The organism is Mesorhizobium sp. GbtcB19, from assembly GCF_019091085.1.
In the GTDB taxonomy this organism is placed as follows: domain Bacteria; phylum Pseudomonadota; class Alphaproteobacteria; order Rhizobiales; family Rhizobiaceae; genus Mesorhizobium.
On record NZ_JAGXJY010000008.1, the window covers coordinates 176988 to 199857 of the forward strand.

At 61.4% G+C, this 22870-nt stretch carries 21 protein-coding genes; 12 read left to right on the forward strand and 9 right to left on the reverse strand.

What is annotated here, in order from left to right:
* Positions 1-204: 204 nt before the first annotated feature.
* Positions 205-4461, reverse strand: coding sequence for a hypothetical protein (locus KVT37_RS16330; RefSeq protein ID WP_217574799.1), 4257 nt, complete (start codon positions 4459-4461; stop codon positions 205-207).
* Positions 4462-4908: 447 nt separating this feature from the next.
* A complete protein-coding gene (locus KVT37_RS16335; RefSeq protein ID WP_217574801.1) occupies positions 4909-5268 on the reverse strand; it encodes a hypothetical protein in 360 nt (119 codons plus the stop codon).
* 98 nt (positions 5269-5366) lie between these two features.
* On the opposite strand from KVT37_RS16335, the gene KVT37_RS16340 reads away from it, so the two are divergent.
* The 4 genes from KVT37_RS16340 (at position 5367) to KVT37_RS16355 (ending at position 8873) form a co-directional block, all read left to right on the forward strand.
* On the forward strand, positions 5367-5912 hold the full coding sequence (locus KVT37_RS16340; protein WP_217574803.1) for a hypothetical protein: 546 nt from the start codon (positions 5367-5369) through the stop codon (positions 5910-5912).
* Between the two features lie 510 nt (positions 5913-6422).
* Entirely contained in the window at positions 6423-6578 is a 156-nt protein-coding gene (locus tag KVT37_RS16345) for a hypothetical protein (protein WP_217574805.1), read from the forward strand.
* Positions 6579-7353: 775 nt separating this feature from the next.
* Positions 7354-7650, forward strand: coding sequence for an adenylate cyclase (locus KVT37_RS16350; RefSeq protein WP_217574807.1), 297 nt, complete (start codon positions 7354-7356; stop codon positions 7648-7650).
* Positions 7651-7919: 269 nt separating this feature from the next.
* Positions 7920-8873, forward strand: coding sequence for a DUF535 family protein (locus KVT37_RS16355; RefSeq protein ID WP_217574809.1), 954 nt, complete (start codon positions 7920-7922; stop codon positions 8871-8873).
* 50 nt (positions 8874-8923) lie between these two features.
* Here the strand turns inward: KVT37_RS16355 and KVT37_RS16360 are convergent, their stop codons facing one another.
* Positions 8924-9751: an FkbM family methyltransferase gene (locus tag KVT37_RS16360; protein ID WP_217574811.1), complete on the reverse strand. Its 828-nt coding sequence runs from the start codon at positions 9749-9751 to the stop codon at positions 8924-8926.
* Between the two features lie 169 nt (positions 9752-9920).
* Between KVT37_RS16360 and KVT37_RS16365 the strand changes: the two genes are divergently transcribed.
* Complete coding sequence (locus KVT37_RS16365) at positions 9921-11066, forward strand: hypothetical protein (RefSeq protein WP_217574813.1); 1146 nt, start codon at positions 9921-9923, stop codon at positions 11064-11066.
* Positions 11067-11097: 31 nt separating this feature from the next.
* Here KVT37_RS16365 and dprA read toward each other — a convergent pair whose 3' ends face one another.
* The 5 genes from dprA to KVT37_RS16390 form a co-directional block, all read right to left on the reverse strand.
* On the reverse strand, positions 11098-12225 hold the full coding sequence (gene dprA / locus KVT37_RS16370) for a DNA-processing protein DprA (protein ID WP_217574815.1): 1128 nt from the start codon (positions 12223-12225) through the stop codon (positions 11098-11100).
* A complete protein-coding gene (plsY, locus tag KVT37_RS16375) occupies positions 12222-12803 on the reverse strand; it encodes a glycerol-3-phosphate 1-O-acyltransferase PlsY (RefSeq protein ID WP_217574817.1) in 582 nt (193 codons plus the stop codon). Before plsY ends, dprA begins: the two co-directional genes overlap by 4 nt.
* Positions 12804-13047: 244 nt before the next feature.
* Complete coding sequence (locus tag KVT37_RS16380) at positions 13048-13770, reverse strand: methyltransferase domain-containing protein (protein WP_217574819.1); 723 nt, start codon at positions 13768-13770, stop codon at positions 13048-13050.
* An 82-nt stretch (positions 13771-13852) separates the two neighbouring features.
* Entirely contained in the window at positions 13853-15139 is a 1287-nt protein-coding gene (locus KVT37_RS16385) for a dihydroorotase (protein ID WP_217574821.1), read from the reverse strand.
* Positions 15136-16101 (reverse strand): aspartate carbamoyltransferase catalytic subunit, encoded by a 966-nt coding sequence (locus KVT37_RS16390; RefSeq protein WP_217574823.1) that lies wholly within the window; start codon positions 16099-16101, stop codon positions 15136-15138. The genes KVT37_RS16385 and KVT37_RS16390 overlap by 4 nt, the downstream gene beginning before the upstream one ends.
* A 199-nt stretch (positions 16102-16300) precedes the next feature.
* On the opposite strand from KVT37_RS16390, the gene KVT37_RS16395 reads away from it, so the two are divergent.
* The 3 genes from KVT37_RS16395 to KVT37_RS16405 all read left to right on the forward strand — a co-directional run bounded on the left by KVT37_RS16395 (position 16301) and on the right by KVT37_RS16405 (position 19046).
* The gene (locus tag KVT37_RS16395) at positions 16301-17929 is read left to right on the forward strand and encodes a DNA alkylation response protein (RefSeq protein ID WP_217574825.1); all 1629 of its coding nucleotides are present in this window, start codon (positions 16301-16303) and stop codon (positions 17927-17929) included.
* Between the two features lie 218 nt (positions 17930-18147).
* Positions 18148-18705 carry a hypothetical protein gene (locus KVT37_RS16400; protein ID WP_217574827.1) on the forward strand — a complete coding sequence of 186 codons (558 nt, stop codon included), beginning with the start codon at positions 18148-18150 and terminating at the stop codon, positions 18703-18705.
* The gene (locus KVT37_RS16405; RefSeq protein WP_217574829.1) at positions 18705-19046 is read left to right on the forward strand and encodes a DUF6105 family protein; all 342 of its coding nucleotides are present in this window, start codon (positions 18705-18707) and stop codon (positions 19044-19046) included. Before KVT37_RS16400 ends, KVT37_RS16405 begins: the two co-directional genes overlap by 1 nt.
* On the opposite strand, the gene ruvX is transcribed toward KVT37_RS16405, so the two are convergent.
* Entirely contained in the window at positions 19003-19470 is a 468-nt protein-coding gene (gene ruvX, locus KVT37_RS16410) for a Holliday junction resolvase RuvX (protein ID WP_217574831.1), read from the reverse strand. The genes KVT37_RS16405 and ruvX overlap by 44 nt on opposite strands.
* Positions 19471-19588: 118 nt before the next feature.
* On the opposite strand from ruvX, the gene KVT37_RS16415 reads away from it, so the two are divergent.
* From KVT37_RS16415 to KVT37_RS16430, 4 genes are all read left to right on the forward strand, one after another.
* On the forward strand, positions 19589-20296 hold the full coding sequence (locus tag KVT37_RS16415; RefSeq protein ID WP_217574833.1) for a metal-dependent hydrolase: 708 nt from the start codon (positions 19589-19591) through the stop codon (positions 20294-20296).
* Positions 20297-20546: 250 nt separating this feature from the next.
* Positions 20547-20834 (forward strand): Asp-tRNA(Asn)/Glu-tRNA(Gln) amidotransferase subunit GatC, encoded by a 288-nt coding sequence (gene gatC / locus KVT37_RS16420; RefSeq protein WP_217574835.1) that lies wholly within the window; start codon positions 20547-20549, stop codon positions 20832-20834.
* A gap of 3 nt (positions 20835-20837) precedes the next feature.
* Positions 20838-21296, forward strand: coding sequence for a GNAT family N-acetyltransferase (locus KVT37_RS16425; RefSeq protein ID WP_217574837.1), 459 nt, complete (start codon positions 20838-20840; stop codon positions 21294-21296).
* Complete coding sequence (locus tag KVT37_RS16430; protein WP_217574839.1) at positions 21296-22861, forward strand: amidase; 1566 nt, start codon at positions 21296-21298, stop codon at positions 22859-22861. Before KVT37_RS16425 ends, KVT37_RS16430 begins: the two co-directional genes overlap by 1 nt.
* Positions 22862-22870: the final 9 nt, after the last annotated feature.

Below are 22870 nucleotides of genomic sequence, written 5' to 3' on the forward strand. Positions count from 1 at the left end.
TGACGCGAATCTCACCGGAGCGAGCGATCCCCTCCAGTCCCGCCCGGTCCGTCGCATGCCAAAGGCCTCCGTCTAGGGAGCTCCACAATGAGTCGGGTAGTCCTGGGTTATCGATAGGGCGCCTGCCTGCGAGCTGCTGGATGGGAAAACAACTTCTATCTTACCGGAATTGCCTGAGCCTGGTCTGACCGAGCAGGTGTATGGCTACAGCCACGGATGCTGAGTTTGCTCCATGATGGCGGTGTGAAATAGAGTCTTCTTCAGTTTGTCTCGCGAGTTTTTTATGGCGTCGTTCAGCTCATTCACGTTGGAGTTCCAGTGAGCCTTTAAATATCCTTCAGCGGGCGCCAATTCAGATTTTATTTTGATCCAAAGGGATGCCCTACCATCGAGGCAAGACAGTAGCAGCCCAAAGGCTGCGAAGGCCGCTGCCGGGTCCGGAGCGTTGAGATATTCGCAGTACCAGTGGCGCGCCCATCGGTTCAGCTCAAAGGTTGTATGGCTGGCTTGATAGACCGATGCCAGCCATCCACGATTGGGCTTCCGACCCGAGAATTCTTCCCAAAGGCCGATGAACGGGCTAACGGCATCGGAATATCCAAGCAAAGTGTAGGCCTTGGCAATGTCGCCGGCTCGACCACTTGCCTCACCGTCACGGATGACGTGCTCAAGCCAGCCGGTATGATCGTGTTTAAGCGCGGCTTGAACCAGGGTTGCCAAATCCTGATCCGTCGTTGCCGCCGACAGTACCAGGGTGCGCATCCGGTCACCATTTTCACCCACGGGGGATTCCATCGGTAGCAGCGGCAGGCTTTGGTTTTTCATGATCCCGCTTGCCATCGCGTCAGTGAGCTTATTCCAAAAGACTTCCGCTTGCGGTGCCCCCGTTTCGAAAAGGACTCGGCAAAGCGAGATGAGCGGGAATTCATCCATGAGCACAAAATTGGAAATATCGCCGATCTCACCGAGCCAGTTAGTTAGCCAAGGCAGAAACTCGTTCGGATTCTGTGCAATCAAGGCGCGCATGGCCGCTTCATGCCGAACCCAGTGATCGCCTACCGGCCCCGATCGCAACACAAGCGAGTCTTGTAAGGCAGCGCGCAAAAACACGTCGTAAGAGTGCAAGATGGAGGTATCGGTAGGATGCCAAATTGCCTGTAGCGCGACGACCTCAGGGTCCGCCCTCTTGAGTAGGTCCGGTCGGCCCAGAACTTCACTTGCAGCTAGCAGCGCACGAGAAATATGGGCCCGATCAAGTCGATTTCCTGCCGATTTTGCGTCCCTGCCGCTTGCCGCGACAGCCTCCATGACGGGAGCTTCGCGGGTTGCCCCCGCCAACTCAATAGCGAGACGCCTAACATCCTCGTCCTCGTCAGATACGAGGGCAGCTAAACCGCTCCATCCACGTCGTGTCTCTTCGGTCGCCCTTTGGCCCAGATAATACAACCAAACAAGCTTTTCAGCCTTTGTCCCCGGCAGAGGAAACCTCGCTAATTCATTGCGAAGAAGCGTCTGATCCGGTTCGGGTAACGCACCGTTGAGCAGGGCGAGTTCGTTCGCGTCTCGGCATTCCTGCCTGATAATTGTAAATTGCTCGCTCGAAGCCGCACCCCAAAGCCGTATTTCCAGCCGGCGCGCACGCCACCAGACCACTTCCTTCTCATCGGCGACTTTGCCGCCATCGAGGACGCTGTCTATCGCCTTGACAAGGACGCTTCGTTCCTCGTCGGGCAAGAGCATAAGGATGCTGTGTGCTCGGTGCACCAGCCCCCATAGTTGTGCAGGGGTGCGAACCGAGGCGCTTCTGGCCGCCTCAATTGCGATCTCCTCCAAAATTGTCGGATCACGCCGTGCCAAGCTCGTTTTGGCGCGTTCGAAACGAATATCTTCGTCACCGTTTTGGCGGTGATGAAGCCACAATAAGCGACCGGGCACGCGCTCTTTGTGACTATCGCGATCTGGCTGCAGCAATGGGTTTCGAGGATCTACCCAAGCGGATTCCGCCGCTTTCCAGTCTCCTTCCGTTGCCGGGGTTCCACTTCTAACAAGCAACTCTTGGGCGCGCGGATCAGCGATGGCTTCGAGAAGGTAGTTCGCCGCTTCGTTGGCAATCCCGCCTCCGATGGCACGCAGCCGTTCGATCCATTCATAAAAGACTAGCTCGAACGGCGCTGGATCCTCGTTGTTAAGTCGCAAGACCCAGGCAAGTTCGTCGATATGGCGTGGCACGCCCATCACCGCTCGGCTAAGCCCCCATGCCGAATAGGCACGAATAAAGGGTGCCCGCGGCAGGAACGAGAGAATGCCGAATACCCTATGGCTAAACCAACTGACGTCGCCGGATGTGCGGAGCTCGATCTTCGGCCATTCCGAACGCTCGATTTTCTGCCACTCTACGAGTGATGCTCTGGTTTGAGCCCGGTTCTCAAGTGACCGTGCCGAGGTGGGATCAATCCGACCTAGGAATCGACCCTCGTCGGGGTCTTCCCATAGCCACCCGAGCCATTGTTCTGCCCGGTGGACAAGGTGGGAGGCGACTTGCGGAAACCGATAGGCCTGCACCATTCCTTTGATAAGGATTTCATCGGAGAAGCCTCCGCTTCCCTCCTTTGAAAGCCACGTGTCTTCAACATTCTGGCACACGAGATCAACGTCGAGTCCGATCAGGCGCCAGTACGCGTCAAAGTCGGCTTGCATAAAGTTCTGTTCTGAAAGCCAGCGTTTCAAAATGGCGCGCCGGGCACCACGTTCGACTTCGGGGTCAAGCAACGCGACGGTTGTCGCGGCACGTAGGATTGAAACACCCAATGTCTGACCTTTGAACGGGTCGACAAAACCGGCGATAACGTTGGCGGCCGAACCATCATCAGGAGCCTGTTGCAGTTCGTGCGCCAGCGTCAGGCCGAGCACAAACGGCGTAAGTTCGGGATTGACGCGGAACTCATGCGCACGCTTGCCCGGCTCCAGCCAACGTCCTGCAATTATCTCGCCAAGCGTTTCGAGCAGATCCTTCCGCTCTTTGCCGCTGTCTTTCCCCAAGCGGTCAAGCAACTCGCTTCGCGTGAAGGCAGAATTTTCAACCGAGTTTCTAAGGGTTGTGCCGAGGTCACGGACAAAATCCTGAAACTCGCCATCGCCTATGGCGAGCGCCGAACCGCGGCGGACGATCCGGTTTTTCCAATCCTCGTAAGCCAGGCGTTCTGGGGTAATGTCGCCGCTTTCAGCGAGCTCCTTTTGCCTGGTGATTACCAACAACGAAAGACGCGGAACTTTCATCAGGGCTAGCATTGGTTCCGCGTAGCTCTCTCGGCGGAGGCCGTGCCTCGCGAGTAACAGGTCAAGTTCCTCATCGCTGAAAACGGTGACAGGAATCTCGAGGGGTTCGGGGGTTAGCGGAGCAAGCTTATGAAGTTCTGCCCAATGATCGGGCCAGCACGTCATGAGGAGAGCAATACGGCCGCGCCATCGCTCGTCATACAAAGGTTGAACAAAATCCGCCCAATCGCGCTTGGTCCAATTTTGGTTGAGACCATCGACTACAAGAATGAGCTGCGGTCCGGCCACTTCGGCACGGCGCCACTGGTCAAGCCGATGCTGCCAAAAGTCGCGATCACCGTGTTGGAGGCGGGCGGCCAACAGTCGGCTGATTAGCTCCTCCACGTTTTCGTCCCGGACTTCTTTGGCCGACACGAAGACTGTGAGTGGCAAGGAATCTGGCTGTTGCGAACGATCAATCCACCAGGATAAGAATGACCATGATTTGCCGACGCCCTCGTTACCGATTAGAACGGCGGGCCGCCGATTTGCCAACCATTGATCGAGCTGGTCGCTAAGCGTTTTGCGAGCAATCCGCGTTTGCGGCGAGGCGAGTAGGTCGTGGCCCCGGCCGCCCAATCGCGCTCCAGCGTTTGGTTGGTTTTGAAGTCCGGCCCGCATCCATTCACCCATTGCCTCCGTCGCCGCGGCGTAGCCGATATCGGCCGCCGCCAGTCGCTTCAGTAAGCGCTCACGGAATTTGTCATAGTTGGCGTGAGCTCGGATTGCTGCGATCGAGGCTGCGATAACAGGATCGGTTCCGATGTGCGCTTCAATTGCATGCTGAGCTTCCGTGCACAGAACGGCAAGGTCTGGGAGAACGCCTGCTCCCGTCGGCCAATCTAGGATAAGGATCGAAATCCCTTGAGATACTCCGGCTTTGGATAGCTGCTCATGGTCGGAAACCGGAATCTCTCTTGTGGCCGCCAACACCCATAGGTCCACCGGGTCTTCCTGCATCGCTGCATCGAATACCTTGGCTTTGAGTTCATCCAAACCAAGGCGCGTGCGTTGTCCGTAGCGCTTCCCTTCCAGGCCGATTTTGATCGTATTGCTTCCGACTGCTCTGACGTCGGAGCCCCCTTGAGGACCGGATTTTGCGAGTCTGAAGAGCTGCCCGGTGATTTCAGATAGGATGTCTTTCATCAATCCTTCGAAGCCGGATGAGCCAGTGGCGTCTAGGCCGCGAAGCCGCGAGGCGAGTTCGGTTTTAGCGTCTCGAAAATTCATGTGCGTATGGGTTCTTCTAATTGTTTGTCGCAGGTCGTCGCGGCTTTGTGACACAGATCGCTGGCGCGTCCGCGAGTGGAATTGTGCGATCCTAACCCAGAGCGAACCGGGCCGCATCAACTCCTGAATGGTACCTAAAGAGCCGCAATTTCCAGCCGTCTCACACACACAGTTGTACGCACACCTAAATATGTGATCCTATAAATTGTGTGATATCAGTATGTTAAGCTCTGACTTTGCTGACTTTTAATCAGTAGGTCATGGGTTCGAATCCCATCGCGCTCACCAAATTGCCAATTGTCCGACCCGGAGACATAGGTAACAGCTTGTCCCTAAGACATGGGTGACAACCTCGTGCCGAACTCAGCCCGCGAACAAGTTGAGCCGACGCAGTAGCGCCGCCACCACTATGATCTGCCAGCCAATCCAAATGGCCGTCCACGGCGCCGCGATAATTGACGCATTGTGCCAGATACGCAGGAAATAGCTAAGCTCGTTAAAACTCGCATGGACGAGCCAGATGTCGGCGGCCACTAGGGTAAGGCCAAGTATCGCATCGACCCAAACAGCAACAAGTGGCGTCTGCCAGCGCCACACTGCCACAGGGTAGGCGATCGGCAGAAGTAATGAGACCCAAAACGGACTAACCCAACCATCGCCACCGGCTGCTAACATAAAACCGACGAGCAGGCCGGTTAATCCAATTATCAGTGCGGTGGCCAAGCGAAGTGTCATGCTCACAATCGACCTTGATTAGGGGCGGGGGTGTGGGGTGGCTCCGGCTTAATTGCGCTGGACGGCGTAGCCAGTATATTCAACTCATGGCCAATTTCAGAAACGCTCCGGTCGCTGCCTTGATCTACGAATTTCTCTACGACGTCTACGAAATGATAGAGGTGGATCGGTCATATCTAAACTGGCTTGAGGACGAGAAGACGACACCACTCGGGGTTTTTGATCACGGATTCACGAGTAAGTGGGAATGGAGCACCAACATCCTCGAGGAAGTCGGAGCGATAGTCCCCGTAAAGCCACCTCACTTGGCAGCAAATCAGGATGATGCACGGCGCCGGATTGTAACCCCATTCTACACGCCGGTCATGACGTTAAGGGTGTGTCAGGCGACCGATTTTTCGGCCTTTGAGACCTTCGATAACTACTGCTACGCGATGTTCACTCTCGATCAGCATGTGGATGGCGATCATCCCAGCTTTGGATCTCCTCAGTTTTTGGATGCAGTCGCTGCCAAGGACGATATTTTTGAAGTCGATGCATTTTCTCGCGTGACTTACAAAACGGACCGTTTCAACGAAAAGGTGATGACGCGTTGGGAGGAAATGCAAATCCGTGCATTTAAAGCCGTCTAAAGGGTCGAGGTCATCAGCCCCTTGATGCTGACGCGTAGCTCTCGCGCGTATAGAAGCTCTGTCCTGTTCCCTCACTGCTGGAGTTAGTTTCCTCAGTGTCCTCTGAAGTATTAGCCGGTCCGCCGTAGTCCGGTTTGTACCCGTCTGCCGTAGTCGGTTTTGGCGGACGGCGGTAGTCCGGTTTGCCTTGCCTTTTGCGGTCTTTCCGGCTCGGGAATCTTGGCCAACTGACTGCGGCCGAGCTCAAGTATCTCGTAGGCCCAGAACAGCTTCAGACGATACGCCTTTCCCCTGCCCATGCGCTTGATGTTGAGCTTGCCTTTGCTTTCCTCTGAAAGATTGCTGACTGAAACTTTCTCGATAGCGCCCGTGCCGGCCAGCGATGACAGAGCCGAACGAACTTGGCGATCGTCGGCGAGTCCGTGCCAGCTGCAGCCGCCATGATCCGGCCGCTATCGGGACTGCGTCGGTGTGCTAGACTGCCCGCTGATGAGCAGCGGAGGTTTACCGGTGGGAAAGGTGATCGTTGGCCTTGTAGTGTTGATGTTCCTGATCGCTGTTGCGGTAGCTGCCTATTCGCTGATCTTCGGTTGCCCGCATGGCGGTTCCTACCATTGCGAGCAGCGCAATCAGCGGGAAGTCTGCGGCTGCCCGGACGCCCTGTAATGGCTGCGATAGAACGCGAACGGTCTACCCGGAAATGACGACAGACCTTTAGAAGCCATGATGACGCGTTTCCTTGGCTGGATCGCCCTCGTACTCGTTGGGTTGGCCGGCGCCCTGATTTGGCGCTTTGCGGCTTATGACTGGATCGACTACTTGGCGCCAATCTGGCTTGTGGCTGTCGTGCTCGCGATACTGTGGGTTTCCGTGCTGCGGCGGCTGTCTGGACGTTGACCCCGTTGTGGAATAACCACCCGAGGCAGCTTTTAATCAGGGCGGTTTTTCGGCTGGCGAATTCGGTCAGCTCAAACACAATGCTTCGCATCGCTCCCCAGTCGTCTCGGAAGATAATGTCGTCAAGGATTTCGGCCTCTCGTCGCCAATCCTTGGTCAGGTAACAATAGGTAACAACGACGCAGATATGCGCAAGTATGTGGATCGATTCCTTTCGAAACGAGACGCCGCTTTGTTTGAAGTCAGTGGCTTGTGCTCAAGAATTGGCATCTATATCGATCGATATCGATGAGTCTGAAACAGACTTTTAATCAGTAGGTCATGGGTTCGAATCCCATCGCGCTCACCAAAAACTCGAGAAAATCAAGGCTTTGCGAGAGGTGAGGGCGGTTTCCGTATCCGCTCTATTCATATCCGCACTATGTCCGAAAAATGAAGGCACCAGAGGCAGCAGGAATAAAGGTCGTCCCAAAAGCGTTTGTGGTTAATGCCGGGTGCTCGCAACCTGAGCGCCCTCCTGAAACGCATGGTTTAGGAGAACATCATGAAACATCTCCTCGCACCTATGATGGCCGGGTTATTCGTAGCCTCCACTGCCGTGGCCTTGGCCGGCAATGTCCACACCGTCACAGGTTCGCCGGGACAGCCAAGTCAAACGATCGGCACTGATCAGACAGGGAGCGCGACGCCGGGCAACGCGAGCACTGCCCCGGGCTCAGCCTTCAATCCAGGTGGAGTTGCTGACGGAAAATATGCGGGCACACAGCCGCAGAACTCAAACAATCCGAAGAGCGTGTCTCAGTACGACGTGGCCGGCTTCCAGCAATCTCACAATCACTGAATGAAGAAATCGGCCCGGAGCACAACTCTCCGGGCCGAAAACGTTGGTGAACGCCGGCAAGCTCAAGAAGCCTCATCGCCCAATGGCGCGCCACTGCGTCGGGCTGAGGCAGCCGGCCATGCCAGTCGGGAACGGTGACGACGAGCCTGCGACGCCTGAGCGTCCCGCCGGTTACTTTACATTTTTGTAAATTGCCCGGGCATTCGCTTCGCGATAGGGCGGGCTCATGGCTCGGTTCGAGCGCTGGGCAACTGAAATGGTTCGGGTGAATGGACCGGGCCTATCCTTACTCGCCGGTAAAGCACGAGGGCGCGGTGTCATCACCTCGAGGCACGCGCACGCCTTCCGCTCTGCGCCGCAGGCTGAACCAGGGGGTTCACGCCGTCAAATGGGCCGCCCTGCGGTGGCTGTATCGTCGCGATATCGCCGAGGTCGGGCTGAGGCTTTGCGCCCATCCTTTCACCCCGATCCTCGATCGCTATCCGGAGATCCCGCTCAAGGTCGTCCGTCCCTATCTGACGGTCGGGTTGAAGCGCGGCGGTCGCGCCGCGGCTGTGATCGGCCACTACGAGGCGGCGGCCCGTCTGCTGACCGACGCCGCATTGATTGTGAGCCACACCGGCGGCCTGGAATTGTTCGCCCTGGCGACCCAGGCAGGGCAAGTCACCGTGGAACTGGGCGGCCAGAACGGCCTCCACAGGGAGGCGGAATGGCGCCTGGTGCTTTGCCTGGACCGGCGGCCGATAGCTGAAATGGGATTGGCCATCGTGGACAGGTCGCTGCTCTGCATCGAGGGAGCGGGCGAGGTCCTTTGGATTGGCGTCCTCAAGGGCTCGGCCGGAGCGCAAAGCCTCGAAGACGCTCGCATCCTGACCAACGTCATGGAGGGGTTGCGACCGAAAACCGTGCTCCTTCTCGTGGCTCAGGCACTTGGGCGGTCTTTGAACCTTTACGATCTCCTCGCCGTGTCGAATGCGGGGCACGTCTTTGCGACCGACTACAGTTTGCGTCGCCGCATCCTGGCCGACTACGATGGTTTCTGGACGGAGTCTGGAGGACTTCGCGAAGGACCGTTGATGTTCGCGATGCCGATGGCCAAGGTGCGGCGTGAGATTGCCGAGTACAAACCCAACAAGAGGGCGCGCGTTCGCAGGCGATGGCGGCTGGAGGATCAACTCACCGAGCAGGTAAAGGAGTCGATTCGGCCGCTGCTACGGAGATAGCCGGCTCCGAGCGCTGACGGTCTCTAGACCCAGGCAAGCCGCCTGACGTCCTAGATATCGATGGCTGAGAAGCGGCAATATAGATCGTCCACGCAGCCATGCAGAACCAGGTTCTGGTGAAGGAAGGCCTTTTGCTCCTCCTTGTTCCGGACCAGCGTCGGTTTCCCGTCGGCGAAGCGGTAGACGAAAGGGAAGATCTCCAGCAAGCGGTCCAGCAATGTCCTGGGATTCAAGTCTCGAAAGGCGATCATCGTGAATGAATTGAACTCCAGCAACATCGACGGCTTTTGGTCCGCTATCGTCTTGACCGCGCCGGCAAGCACGTCGATTTCAAAACCCTCGACATCGACTTTCACCAGATCGACTTTGAGGCGGTTCTCCTTGACGAATTGATCGAGCGTCGTGACCGGCACCTGGATGGCGCCATGACCGTCAAGGGTGGCATCCGCCGCGATGTGACTGACCGATGGAGAGCCAGGGTGGTCGAGAAAGGAAATGGTGCCGACTTGCGCTCCAAACGCTTTCTGGACCGGCGTGATGGCTTTCTGGAAGCCGTTGGCGCGGATCGTTTCCAGCAGGCATGGATGAGCGCTCGGGCTTGGCTCCAACGCGTAGACCTTCGCGCCGTGCGCCGCCGCCAGGCTTGCGGTGAACCCTATGTTGGCGCCGACATCGAGGACTGTCGCCGTTTCGGGAAGCGCCCTCGCCAGGACAAACGCAAGCGGATCGTTGGTGTCGAGCCCGACGCCTTGGAAGTGGGGATCGCTCTCACGGCCGCAGATCGATATTGAGCGGCCTTTGTAGTCGATTGTCCGTGTATGTACTGGGAAAGGTGGGGGAATATTTGCGCGTAATTTATTAGCAATTGCTTCTAACAAGTAAGCCTCCCGGTATTCTATGCCGTGAGTAGCTATATTCGCCTATGCTGGTCATGACAACAGCTAGGGGCTTTCCCCGGTCGCCTGGGAATGGCGCATTTGGGTCACCGGCAAACTTGTCCCCCGATAGGGTCATGGTTAAACTCGGGCCTCCGAGGGAGGCTCCAGAATGGCACTTGACCTTTCGCCAGACACTCAGGTCCGCAAGGCGGCGACGCCGCCCGGCAAATATCTCTTCGGCCCGATCGCCGATTTCCTGATGCTCGGCGGCAACGCGTTTCTGATCCTGCCGGTGCTGTTCTTCGTGCCGCGCGACTATGAAAGGGCTTTAGCCGCGACGATGGTCGCCGTGGCCTTTCTGGTGAACTACCCGCACTTCGCCCATTCCTACCAGATCTTCTACCGCAATTTCAGCCGCAAGGCGCGTGGTGACGGTTATGACAGGAGCCTGCAGCTTCGCTACATTTTCGCCGGCGTCATCGTTCCGCTGATCATGGCGCTGTTCTTCGCCTATGGCGCGGCGACGTCGAACACGCGGCTGCTCGGATTGGCGGCCAATGCGATGTTCTTCTTCGTCGGCTGGCACTACGTCAAGCAGGGCTACGGCATGCTGATGGTCGATGCCGTGCTGAAGCGCAAATTCTTCGACAACCGCGACAAGAAGGTGCTTTTGGTCAACAGCTACGCGGTGTGGATCCTGGCCTGGCTGCAGACGAATACGGCGGTGACTCGGGGGCAATTTTTCGGGCTTCAATATTACAGCTTCGCGGCGCCATCCTGGATTGCCGAGATTGCCGCTCTGGCGGCCGTCGGCTCGACCGCGGCGACGCTTTTGGTGCTGGTCAACCGCTGGCGAAAAAACGGCGGCGGCCTGCCTTACAATGGCATCATGGCCTATGTCGCCTCGCTCTATCTCTGGATCCTGATTGCCAAGATAAACCCGCTCTGGCTGCTGGTGGTGCCGGCGCTGCATTCGCTGCAATATCTCGCCGTGGTCTGGCGCTACCAGACCAATGTCGAGCGCGACGTTTCGGATGCCGCGAGCGATCCGGAACCGAAAGTACTTTCGGTGCTGGGGCCTCGCTATCGGGTGCGGGTTTTCGGATTCATCATCGGCGGTGGCGCGCTCGGCTATCTAGGTTTCTCGCTGATCCCATTCGTGCTGACCGCCCTGATCCCGTATGACAAACAGGTCCTCGGCTCGTCGCTGTTCTTCTTCATCGTGCTGATCTTCATCAACGTGCACCACTATTTCCTCGACAATGTGATGTGGCGCCGCGGCAATCCGGAAGTGTCTAAATATCTGTTCCGGTAGGGAAATCTGTGCTCCGAGCGGACGCCGTAAATCACGCGATCAGCGACACATTCCCGCCGGCGTGACGCTCGAGCCGTCCGGCAAGGTCGAGCTCCAGAAGCACCATCGCGATCTGCGCTGCGCTTAAGCCTGTGTGGCGGATGATGTCGTCCACGGCGACCGGCGTTGGCCCAAGCGCTTCCAACACATCGGCGCGCTCGTTTTCGCCGGGCGGCAGCATGGCCGACATGTCGGGCGCTTCGGCAAGCGGCGCGGTTCTTGGGCGACGGGTGCCGGCAAGCGGTGCCAGCGCGCTGAGGATATCGGCTGCTTCGGTGACGAGCGTTACGCCGTCCTTGAGCAACGCGTTGCAGCCGGCGGCGCGCGGATCGAGCGGCGAGCCGGGCACGGCGAAGACCAGCCGACCCATCTCGTTGGCGAGGCGCGCGCTGATCAGCGAGCCGGAGCGCTGCGCGGCCTCGACCACCACCAGGCCGAGCGCCATGCCGGCGACAAGCCGGTTGCGGCGCGGGAAATCCTGGGCGCGCGGCTGCCAGCCGAACGGCATCTCCGAAACGATGGCGCCGCCACGGTCGGCGATCTCGTCGCACAGGCCGGCATTTTCAGGCGGGTAAGGGACGTCGAGCCCGCCGGCGAGCACGCCGACCGTGCCTGTCGACACGCTGCCCTTGTGCGCGGATGTGTCGATGCCGCGCGCCAGGCCGGAGACTATGGCGTAGCCCTCACGGCCGAGATCGGCCGCCAGCATGCGCGCCATCTTGATGCCGGCAAGCGAAGCGTTGCGGGCGCCGACGATCGCCACCGCAGGCAAGCGGAACACCGCGCCTTCGCCCTTCACGCCAAGCAGCGGCGGCGGGTTGTCCAGCGTCTTCAGCAAAGGCGGATAATCGGCTTCGCCGATGCCGACGAAGCGGGCGCCAGCACGCCGGGCCGCGTCCAGCTCGGCTTCGGCTTCGGCTATCGAGGGGATGCGGACGATGCGATTGGCGCCGCCGGAAATCATCAGCTCGGGCAGCATTTCGAGCGCGGCTTCGGCCGAGCCGAAGCGGTTGATCAGCTCGCGAAAGGAGGCCGGGCCGACATTCGGCGTGCGGATCAGGCGAAGCCAGGCAAGCCGCTGCCGGTCGCTGAGCCGCGGGCCGGCGGCCGGAGCGCTCATCCCTTCGCTCCGATCTTGCCTTCGCTGCCGGCGAGCAGCCGCGAGATGTTGGCACGGTGCTTGGCGATGACGATCAGGCTCATCACCGCGAACAGTCCGGCGATCTCAGGCGTGGCGATGACATAAAGCGCGATCGGCACGACCACCGCTGCCGTCAGCGCGGCCAGCGAGGAGTAGCGGAACAGGAAGGCCATCGCGAGCCAGACGACGGCAAAGACCAGCGCGCCTTGCCAGGCAAGCCCGAGCAGCACGCCGAGATAGGTTGCGACGCCCTTGCCGCCCTTGAAGCCGAGCCAGACCGGGAAGAGATGGCCGAGGAAAGCGGCGAAGCCGGCCAGGAGTCCGAAGTCCGGCGAAAAATGCCCGGCGATCAGCGCGGCAGCGGTGCCTTTCAGCGCATCGAGCAGCAGCGTCGCGGCGGCGAGGCCCTTGTTGCCCGTCCGCAGCACATTGGTCGCGCCTATATTGCCGGAGCCGATCTTGCGGACGTCGCCGAGGCCGGCGGCGCGAGTGATCAGGAGTCCAAACGGAATGGAGCCGAGCAGATAGCCGAAGATCAGTGCCAGCCCGTAACCCATTGTCTTCCCCCGTTTCTTGTTTGCTGGACGCCAGCGCGACCGCAGATGTCCAGAATTGCCCGGCCCAAAATACTGTGTGGTCTGCAATAATCGTTTGCAAGACCTTGCCCCGGCTCGGTGCCGGCAAAATCGCCAATCGACTTTCGGAGCGTCGACATCATATTGGTAGAGTCGCGGCGCTTCGCCAAGCAACCGGATCCCCGGTGCGGGAACCGTGCTTGCGGAGCTTCGATCTCGCCCCCGGTCAGGCCGGAGCGCAGATGAACGAATGCGCGATCAGGGGCGGGTCCGCGGGCGGCCTGTCGACGATCCGCCAGCCGCAGCCTTCAACCAGCCGGGCAAGAAAGTCGGGATTGTAGAAGCACATGCCGCCGTTGCGTTCCGGACTCCTGTCCTCGAATTCGGCGATGCCGTCATCCAGGAAGCAGGTGAAGAGGAGGCGGCCATTGGCCGCCGTATGACGGCGCAGCATGGTGAAGATCGACGCGGCGTCATCCGGATATTGGTGTGTGATCACGGAAAACAGCGACACGATGTCGAAGGCATGCAAGGGCAACGGAAGTTGCGTCTCGCGGGTGAGAGGGCGCCCGTTCGGGTTGTAGAGCGCGTGACGGGCGTCCAGAAAGACGAAAGAGAACCGGCGATCCCGCACGCCGGAGCGCAGGAAGTCGATCATCGGCGGGAAGCAGTCGACGCCAGTGTAGGAGCCGATCGGGATCTTGCGGTTAAGGATGGCTTGCGTAAACCGGACGCCGCAGCCGAAGTCCAGCAGGCGGCTCGATGCGAGCGTCCTCAGGCCGACCTGTCGCCGCATCCTCTCCAGCAGCCAGGCGCCGCTGTCCTCCGCCGGCATCAGCGAGCTGATCTTGTGGGAGTTGCGGTTGAATTTCGGCGGGACGATGAAGTCCGGCGAGGGACGCAGGCGGTACCACATCGTCCACAGCCAGGAAGGACGATGCGGGTTCATGGCGAGAACTCCGGGGACCCGGTCGCGCGGCCTGAACCGTTGCGAACTCGAGTGGCGCGAGGGCTCATTGGCCGGCCTATGCTCAGGCCGAAAACACTGTCCGGCCCGCCACCATCGTTTGCAAGACCTTGCCCTGCAGGCGCGCGCCTTCGAAACAGGTGTTCTTCGAGCGCGAGCGCAGGCCGCTTTCGCTGACGATCCATGGCTCGTCGAGATCGACGACGGCGAGGTCGGCCGGCGCGCCCGGCTTCAGCGTGCCGCCCGGCAGGCCGAACAGCCTTGCCGGCGCGGTGGACAGCGTCTCGATCAGCCTGAGCAGCGGCACATCGCCATTGTGGTAGAGCCGGAGCGCGGCACCGAGCAGCGTCTCCAGCCCGATCGCGCCGGCGGCGGCATCGGCGAAGGGAAGGCGCTTGGTATCGACGTCCTGCGGATCGTGCGAGGAGACGATAATGTCGATCGTGCCGTCCTTGATCGCTTCGATCATCGCCAGCCGGTCGTCCTCGGCGCGCAAGGGTGGGGTCAGCCGGAAGAAGGTGCGGTATTCGCCGACATCGTTCTCGTTGAGCGACAGATTGTGGATGGCTACACCCGCCGTGACGTTGGCGCCGTCCGTCTTTGCCCGGTTCACCGCGCCGGCCGCCATCGCCGACGAGATTTTTGCCGCGTGATAGGCGCCGCCGGTCAGCCGGGCCAACGCCAGGTCGCGCTCGAGCGGGATGAGCTCCGCCTCGCGCGGAATGCCCGACAGGCCGAGCCAGCTTGCATAGAGGCCTTCGTTCATCACGCCGGACGAGGCGAGGTTCGCATCCTGCGTTTCGTGCGCGATGACACCGCCGAAATCGCGGGCGTAGGTCAGCGCGCGGCGCATCACAAGCGCATTGGCGATGGTGTGCCGGCCATCAGTATAGGCGACGGCGCCGGCTTCGCGCAGCAGGCCGAATTCGGTCATCTCGCGGCCTTCGAGGCCCTTGGTGATGGCGGCTGCCGGAAAGATGTTGACGCTTGCCGTGTCTTTTGCCGTGCGCAGCACGAATTCGACCAATGCCACATTGTCGATCACCGGATCGGTGTCCGGCATCATGACGATGGACGTGACGCCGCCTGCCGCCGCCGCGACACTTGCCGAGGCGATGGTCTCGCGATGCTCACCGCCGGGTTCGCCGATGAAGACACGCGCGTCGACAAGGCCCGGAACAATCGTCTTGCCGGCACAGTCGACGATGGTGGCGCCTTCCGGCACGCCCTGGTTCAGCGCAGCTTTTCCAGCCGCGGCGATCTTGCGGCCCTCGACGATGACGCTGCCGATCTCGTCGACGCCGCGCGACGGGTCGACAATGTGCGCCTTGCTGAAGACGGTCACGCTCATGCGCCGCGTCCCTCATGGTTGCGGCGCGGGTCGAGCAGCGCTTCCATGACCGCCATGCGCACGGCCACCCCCATCTCCACCTGTTCCTGGATGACGCTTTGCGGTCCGTCGGCGATCTCGGAGGCGATCTCGACGCCGCGGTTCATCGGGCCGGGGTGCATAACCAGGGCATCGTCCTTGGCGGCCTTCAGCTTATCGGCATCGAGGCCGAAATAGCGGAAATACTCGCGGATCGACGGCACGAAGGCGCCTTCCATGCGCTCGCGCTGCAGGCGCAGCATCATCACCACGTCGGCATCCTTCAGGCCCTCGGCCATCGAGCGCGCGACGATCACGCCCATCCTGTCGATGCCGGACGGCAGAAGCGTCGAGGGCGCCACGACGCGCACCTGCGCGCCAAGCGCGTTCAAGAGCATGATGTTGGAGCGGGCGACGCGCGAATGCAGGATGTCGCCGCAGATCGCCACGATCAGCTTGGACAGCGGCCCCTTGGCACGGCGGATGGTCAACGCGTCGAGCAGGGCCTGGGTTGGATGTTCATGCGCGCCGTCGCCGGCATTGACCACCGAGCAGCCGACCTTCTGGGCCAGAAGAGCCGCAGCGCCCGCCGACTGGTGACGGATGATGAGGATGTCCGGGCGCATGGCGTTGAGGGTCATCGCCGTGTCGATCAGCGTCTCGCCCTTCTTCACCGAGGAGCTTGCCACCGACATGTTCATGACGTCGGCGCCAAGCCTTTTTCCGGCCAGCTCGAAGGAGGACTGCGTGCGGGTCGAGGCCTCGTAAAACAGGTTGATCTGGGTGCGGCCGCGCAGCGTCGAGGTCTTCTTTTCCGGCTGGCGCGAGATCGCCACGGCCCGGTCGGCGCGATCGAGCAACAGCTCGATATCGGCGGGGGAAAGATCGCGGATGCCCAGAAGATGGCGGTGGGGAAAGAGCGGCAGGGACGAAGCGTCGGTCATCTCAAGGCGCTGCTATAGGGTGCGGTCCGGCCAGCCGCAAGCGCCAGCTTTGGATTGCGGGCGTTCTCCCCGGTATTTTCGTCGCGCGCCTTGTCAGGCTTGGGCTATAAGGCCCAATGGCTTCGGATTCGCGACCGCGGCCTTGGGAATGGTAAGAACCTGTCGGCCAACTAAGGATTGGGCAACTGAAGGATTGGGCGTGACCGACGAGGTGATCAACCAGCCGCCGCCGTTGACTGGCGGCAATGCCTGGCGGGGCGATCCGTTGCTCATCCAGCTCGCCGAGCGTTTTTCGGATCCCGTGCGCAAGGACCTCGACGGGCTCGGCAAGTTCGTCATGACGCAGGAGGCGCAGGAGCTTGCCCGCCTCGCCAACACCGATACGCCGAAATTGCGCACGCATGACCGCCAGGGCCGGCGGCTCGACCTGGTTGAATATCATCCGGCCTATCACGCGTTGATGCGCCGCTCGGTTGCCGGCGGCCTGCATTCTTCCGTCTGGGAAAACGGCGATGCCGAGATCGGCCGCCGCCATCAGGTGCGGGCGGCGCGTTTCTATCTGACCGCCGAGCTCGAGACCGGGCATTTGTGCCCCATCACCATGACCAATGCCTCGCTGGCGGCGCTGATGGCGAGCCCGAAGCTTTTCCGCGAATGGGCGCCGCGCGTGACGACGCGCAAATACGACCAGACGCAGAAGCCGCCGGTGCAGAAGACCGGGCTGACGCTCGGCATGGGCATGACCGAGAAGCAGGGCGGCACCGATGTGCGCGCCAACACGACAAGGGCTGAGCGCACGGGAAGCGGCTTTTACCGGTTGACCGGGCATAAATGGTTCATGTCGGCGCCGATGTCGGATGCCTTCCTGATCCTTGGACAGGCGCCGGAGGGACTGTCCTGCTTCCTCGTTCCGCGCATCCTGGGCGACGGTTCCGGCAACGGCTTCCGCTTCCAGCGGCTGAAGGACAAGCTCGGCAACCGCTCGAACGCATCGTCGGAGGTGGAGTTCGTCAACGCGATCGGCGAGATGGTCGGCGACCCGGGCGCCGGCGTCAAGACGATCATGGACATGGTGACGCTGACCCGGCTCGATTGCGCGGTCGCTTCGTCGGCGCTGATGCGGGCGGGGCTGGCCGAGGCCGTCCATCACACGCGCCATCGCCAGGTGTTCGGTTCAAACCTGATCGACCAGCCGTTGATGCAGCGGGTCCTGGCCGACATGGCGCTTGACGTCGCCGCGGCCACGGCGCTGTCGTTCCGGCTGGCGCGCTCTTTCGACGAGGCGGCGAGCGATCGCGGCGAGGCGGCCTTTGCCCGCGCCATGACGCCCGTCGTCAAATACTGGGTCTGCAAGATTGCGCCGGCGCTGCTTTACGAGGCGATGGAATGCCTCGGCGGCAACGGTTATGTCGAGGAAGCGCCGCTTGCGCGCTACTATCGCGAGGCGCCGGTCAACGCGATCTGGGAAGGTTCCGGCAATGTGATGGCGCTCGATGTGCTGCGGGTGCTCGGCCGCGCGCCCGGCCTGTTCGAGGAGGTGCTGGCCGGCATCGACCGCGATCTCGGAACCGGCGGCCGCGGCACCATCGGCGTGCTGAAGGCGGCCATGCAGGTGGCGGCGACCGACCAGGGTTCGGCGCGCCTGCTCACCGAACAGCTCGCGCTGTCGGCCGCCGCGGCGGAGCTTCGCAGGCTGGGGGCAGGGCGGATCGCCGACGCCTTCGTCGAGACACGGCTCGGCGGCCAGTGGCGCACCACCTACGGCATGCTCGATTCTCGCCACGATGCGCGCATGATCATCGATACGCTCTATCCGCCGGTGACCTGATCCCGGGGCTAGATCAGAGAGATAGAGCATGATGTCGTCCGAAAACCGCTTCACACTTTTCGGCATCATGCTCGAAAGGCCGGACTGACGGCCTGTGGATGGCCGTTAACCTTAACAAATGGTTTCCGTTGCAGCGGACCTTCGCAAAGCCCAATCTCCGCCTGCTGGAGTAGGGAAAGGTTAACCATGATCTCCCGGCTCCGCCAAACGGGAAGCGCATGCGGCACGTGTTGAGCTCAGTTCTGGCCTTGCATTGGGCGGCGGTTTTCGCCCTGCTTGCCTTTATCTGCATGGATGGCAGCCGCGGCATAGCGGCGGCGCTTGGCGTGCTTGGTCTCTCGATCCAGGGCAACCGGTTTTCTGGACTTGACAATGCCGCAGTGGTCGCGCCGCTTGCGATCGCGCTGCTGACCGTCGCGGTGTTGTTCTGCTGGGCCTTCGTCGAAACGCTGCTCAACGCGGCGGCAAGACCGGACGCGGGCGAGGGCGTGGCGCGGATTGCCTTCATCTGCGCCTCTTTCCTGCTTTCGCTGATTCTCGTCGGCGGCGTGACGCAAGGCATCGACGGCCTGTTCATGATCGTCGCCGTCCAGATGACGGCGCTGCTTGCCTCCTATGTCGCGGTGATGGCCGAACGCCGCTCCACCTTTGCCGCAACGGCTTTGCCCGAGGGCGATGTTCGCACTGCCTCGCGCATGGCGATGGGCGCCGCGCACAGTTCGCTTCTTTCCCGCATATCCGGCCGCCCGGAAAACAAGCCTGGAGGCAGGCGCTGATGCGCACGATATTCACACTCTGGGCTGCTCCGATGGCCATCTTCTGGGGATGGTTCTTCCTGTCGGCCAACGACATGAATTTCGGCTACGCGATGCTGAGCCGACAGGTGCACGATTTCGCTTTCCAGCTTTACGGCCACATGCTCGGCGTTGATCCGGCTATCATCCCGGGCATGGTGGCGCGGACCTGCGTTTTCGACTTTTTCCTGCTCATGGGCCTATGGGCGTTCCGCCGGCGGCGCGAAATCGCCGAATGGGTCAGGCAGCGTCGGCAAGGCGCGATCAGCGAAGATCGCCTCAGCCGAGCGACTGAAGCCGGTCCAGGGCTCCCTGCAGAATAAAGGCGGCCGCCGCCGAATCGATCTTGCCTGCACGCTTCTTGCGCGAGAAATCCATCTCGATCAGCGTGCGTTCCGCCGCCACCGTCGACAGCCGCTCGTCCCACAGCACAAAGGGCAGGTCGGAAAGCGTCGCCATATTGCGGGCGAAGGCGCGCGATTTCTGGGCCCGCGGTCCTTCAGAGCCATCCATGTTGACCGGAAGGCCGAGCACGATGGCGCCGACATTGTCCTTCTCGAGTTGGGCGAGCAACTGGGCGGCATCGAGCGAAAACTTTTTGCGCAGGATGACCGGACGCGGATGAGCGAAAGACAGCCCGCGATCGGAAACCGCCACGCCGATCGTCTTGTCGCCGAGATCGAGCCCGGCGAGCGCGCGGCCGCCGGCAAGCCGTTCCGGCAACTCCTCGATCGAAATAACGGCCACCGGCTTCCTCTGACATCGGGGCGTCACACAACCTTTTGACGGTGGGGAGCGCCGCGCTACTTTCAATTTGTCGCCAGCGTTCTATCCTCCGGCGACGGAAAAATCGAGGAAAGCATTGATGAAACTGACCTGGTACGGACATTCGGCATTTCGCGTCGAGACCAAGGACGCCACCATTCTGATCGACCCCTATCTGGTCGGCAATCCGTCCTGGACTGGCGGCTGGGAAGGGCCGGCGGAAGGCGTGACTCATGTGCTCTTGACCCACGGCCATAACGACCATGTCAGCGGCGCGGTCGAAGTGCTGAAGAAAAGCGGCGCCATGCTGGTCGCCAATTTCGAGATCTGCATGTACCTCGTCGGCCAGGGCGTCGGCGGCGACAAGATCAATCCAGGCAATATCGGCGGCACTGTCGATTGCGGGCCGTTCACCACGACCTTCGTCCAGGCGCTGCACTCATCCTCTTTCGGCGGCGACGGCGGCACCAACACCTATCTCGGCAATCCGGGAGGCCTCGTGCTGCATTTTCCCGAAGACAAGACGCTCTACCACATGGGCGACACCGACATTTTCTCCGACATGGGGCTGATCAACGAACTGCACGAGCCGAAGATCGGCATCGTGCCGATCGGTGACCGCTTCACCATGGGCGGCGCGGTGGCGGCCCTTGCCTGCCGCCGCTTTTTCGGCTTCGATACCGTCGTTCCCTGCCATTTCGGCACCTTCCCGATGATCGACCAGACCGCCGACAAGTTCGTCGCCGGCATGGAAGGCTCAGGCGTCAAGGTGGCGTTGCCGGAGATCGGCAAGGCGATCACGATCTAGGTTGTTGCGTCGGGAATCTGGAACAAAACCATAACGTTGAGGCGGGTCCTTTGCATTTCGGTGCTGGTCGCGGCAACGCCCGCGCCGGCGAGCGCGCAATCCGGCTACAGCGGCAATTGTTATCGCTGCGACGGCGTGGCGATGCCCGTGTGGCGATCGGGCACCGCACACGATCGTCGACCATCATCCATGTTGCGCGGCAAGCGCCGCGCCGCTATAGCCCGCACTGGTTTTCCCGAGGCGATAGAACATGTCCGTTGATCTTCAGACCGTGAAGCGCGTCGCGCACCTTGCCCGTATCGCGGTGAGCGAGGAGGATGCCGAGCGCATGACCGGCGAATTGAACGCCATTCTCGGCTTCGTCGAGCAACTGAACGAGGTCGACGTCACGGGCGTCGAGCCGATGACCTCGGTCACGCCGATGGAGATGAAGAAGCGCCAGGATGCCGTCACCGACGGCAACAAGGCCGCCGACATCGTCGCCAACGCGCCGGCGACGGACGAGAACTTCTTCCTCGTTCCGAAGGTGGTGGAGTAGTCCGTGGCTGTCGAGATCGCCGTCGAGACGCCTTTGCAGGACGACGTGCGCGCGCTGGTCGCCGAACTCAACGCCGCGTTGCTCGAACTGACGCCGCCCGAGCATTGCTATCACCTCACCGTCGAGCAGATGGCGGGCTCGGATACGACCGTCTTCATCGCCCGCGACAACGGCCTGGCGGTCGGCTGCGGCGCGCTCAAGCGCCATGACGATGCCACCGGCGAGGTCAAGCGCATGTATACGCGGCCGTCGCATCGGGGCAAAAAAATCGGCGCCGAGATCGTCGGACAGGTCGAAGCGCTGGCCCGCCAGGAAGGGCTGACGCGGCTGGTGCTCGAAACCGGCGATCGGCACCCCGCCGCCTGGACCGTCTATGAGCGCGCCGGATTCACGCGTTGCGGACCGGTGCTGGATTATCCCGACTCCGAATGGTCGGTGTTTTACGAAAAGAGCCTTGCCTGATGAGCGATCTCACACATCTCACCATTTCCGAGGCCCGCGCCAAGCTGCGCGGCAAGGAAATCTCCGCGGCCGAAATCACCGAGGCCTATCTCGCGGCGATCGAGCGCGCCAATCCGGTGCTCAATGCCTATGTGACTGTCACCGCCGACAAGGCGCGCGACATGGCGAAAGCCTCCGACGCCAAGCTCGCCAAGGGCGAGGGCGGCGCGCTGGAAGGCATTCCGCTCGGCATCAAGGACCTGTTCGCGACCGAAGGCATCCACACCCAGGCCTGCAGCCACGTGCTGGACGGTTTTGAGCCGCGTTACGAGTCCACCGTGACCTCCAATCTGTGGGCCGACGGCGCCGTCATGCTCGGCAAGCTCAACATGGACGAGTTCGCCATGGGCTCGTCCAATGAAACCTCTTATTACGGTCCGGTGATCAATCCGTGGCGCCGCTCGCGTGTCGATACGGTCGTCATGCCGACGACGCATCAGGGCGATGGCGGCTTCGTCTCCGCTGGCGGCACGAAGACGGCGCGGACCCTGGACAACGCCCAGCTGGTACCGGGCGGCTCGTCCGGCGGTTCGGCATCGTCCGTGGCCGCTTTCCTGTGCGCCGGCGCCACCGCCACCGACACCGGCGGCTCGATCCGCCAGCCCGCCGCCTTCACCGGCACGGTCGGCATCAAGCCGACCTACGGCCGCTGCTCGCGCCGGGGCATCGTCGCCTTCGCTTCCTCGCTCGACCAGGCCGGACCGATCGCGCGCGACGTGCGCGACGCCGCGATTCTGTTGAAGTCCATGGCCTCGGTCGACCCGAAGGACACGACCTCGGTCGACCGCCCGGTGCCGGATTATGAGGCGGCGATCGGCAAACCGATCAAGGGCATGAAGGTCGGCATTCCGAAGGAATACCGCGTCGACGGCATGCCGGAAGACATCGAGGCGCTCTGGCAGAAAGGCATTGCCTGGCTGAAGGATGCCGGCGCCGAGATCGTCGACATCTCACTGCCGCACACCAAATACGCCTTGCCGGCTTATTATATCGTGGCGCCCGCCGAGGCGTCGTCGAACCTCGCCCGCTATGACGGCGTGCGCTACGGCCTGCGCGTCCCTGGCAAGGACATCATCGACATGTATGAGAAGACGCGCGCCGCCGGTTTCGGCCGCGAGGTCAAGCGCCGCATCATGATCGGCACCTATGTGCTGTCGGCCGGCTATTACGACGCCTACTATCTGCAGGCGCAGAAGGTGCGCACGCTGATCAAGCGCGACTTCGAGAACGTCTTTGCCGCCGGCGTCGACGTTATCCTGACGCCCGCAACCCCGTCGGCCGCCTTCGGCATCGCCGATGAGGACATGGCCTCCGACCCGGTGAAGATGTATCTCAACGACATCTTCACCGTGACGGTGAACATGGCGGGCCTTCCCGGTATTTCCGTGCCGGCCGGCCTCGACGGCAAGGGCCTGCCGCTCGGCCTGCAGCTCATCGGCCGCCCGTTCGATGAGGAGACGCTGTTCCAGACGGCCAACGTCATCGAGCAGGCGGCGGGCAAATTTCAGCCGGAAAAGTGGTGGTAGGCTCATACC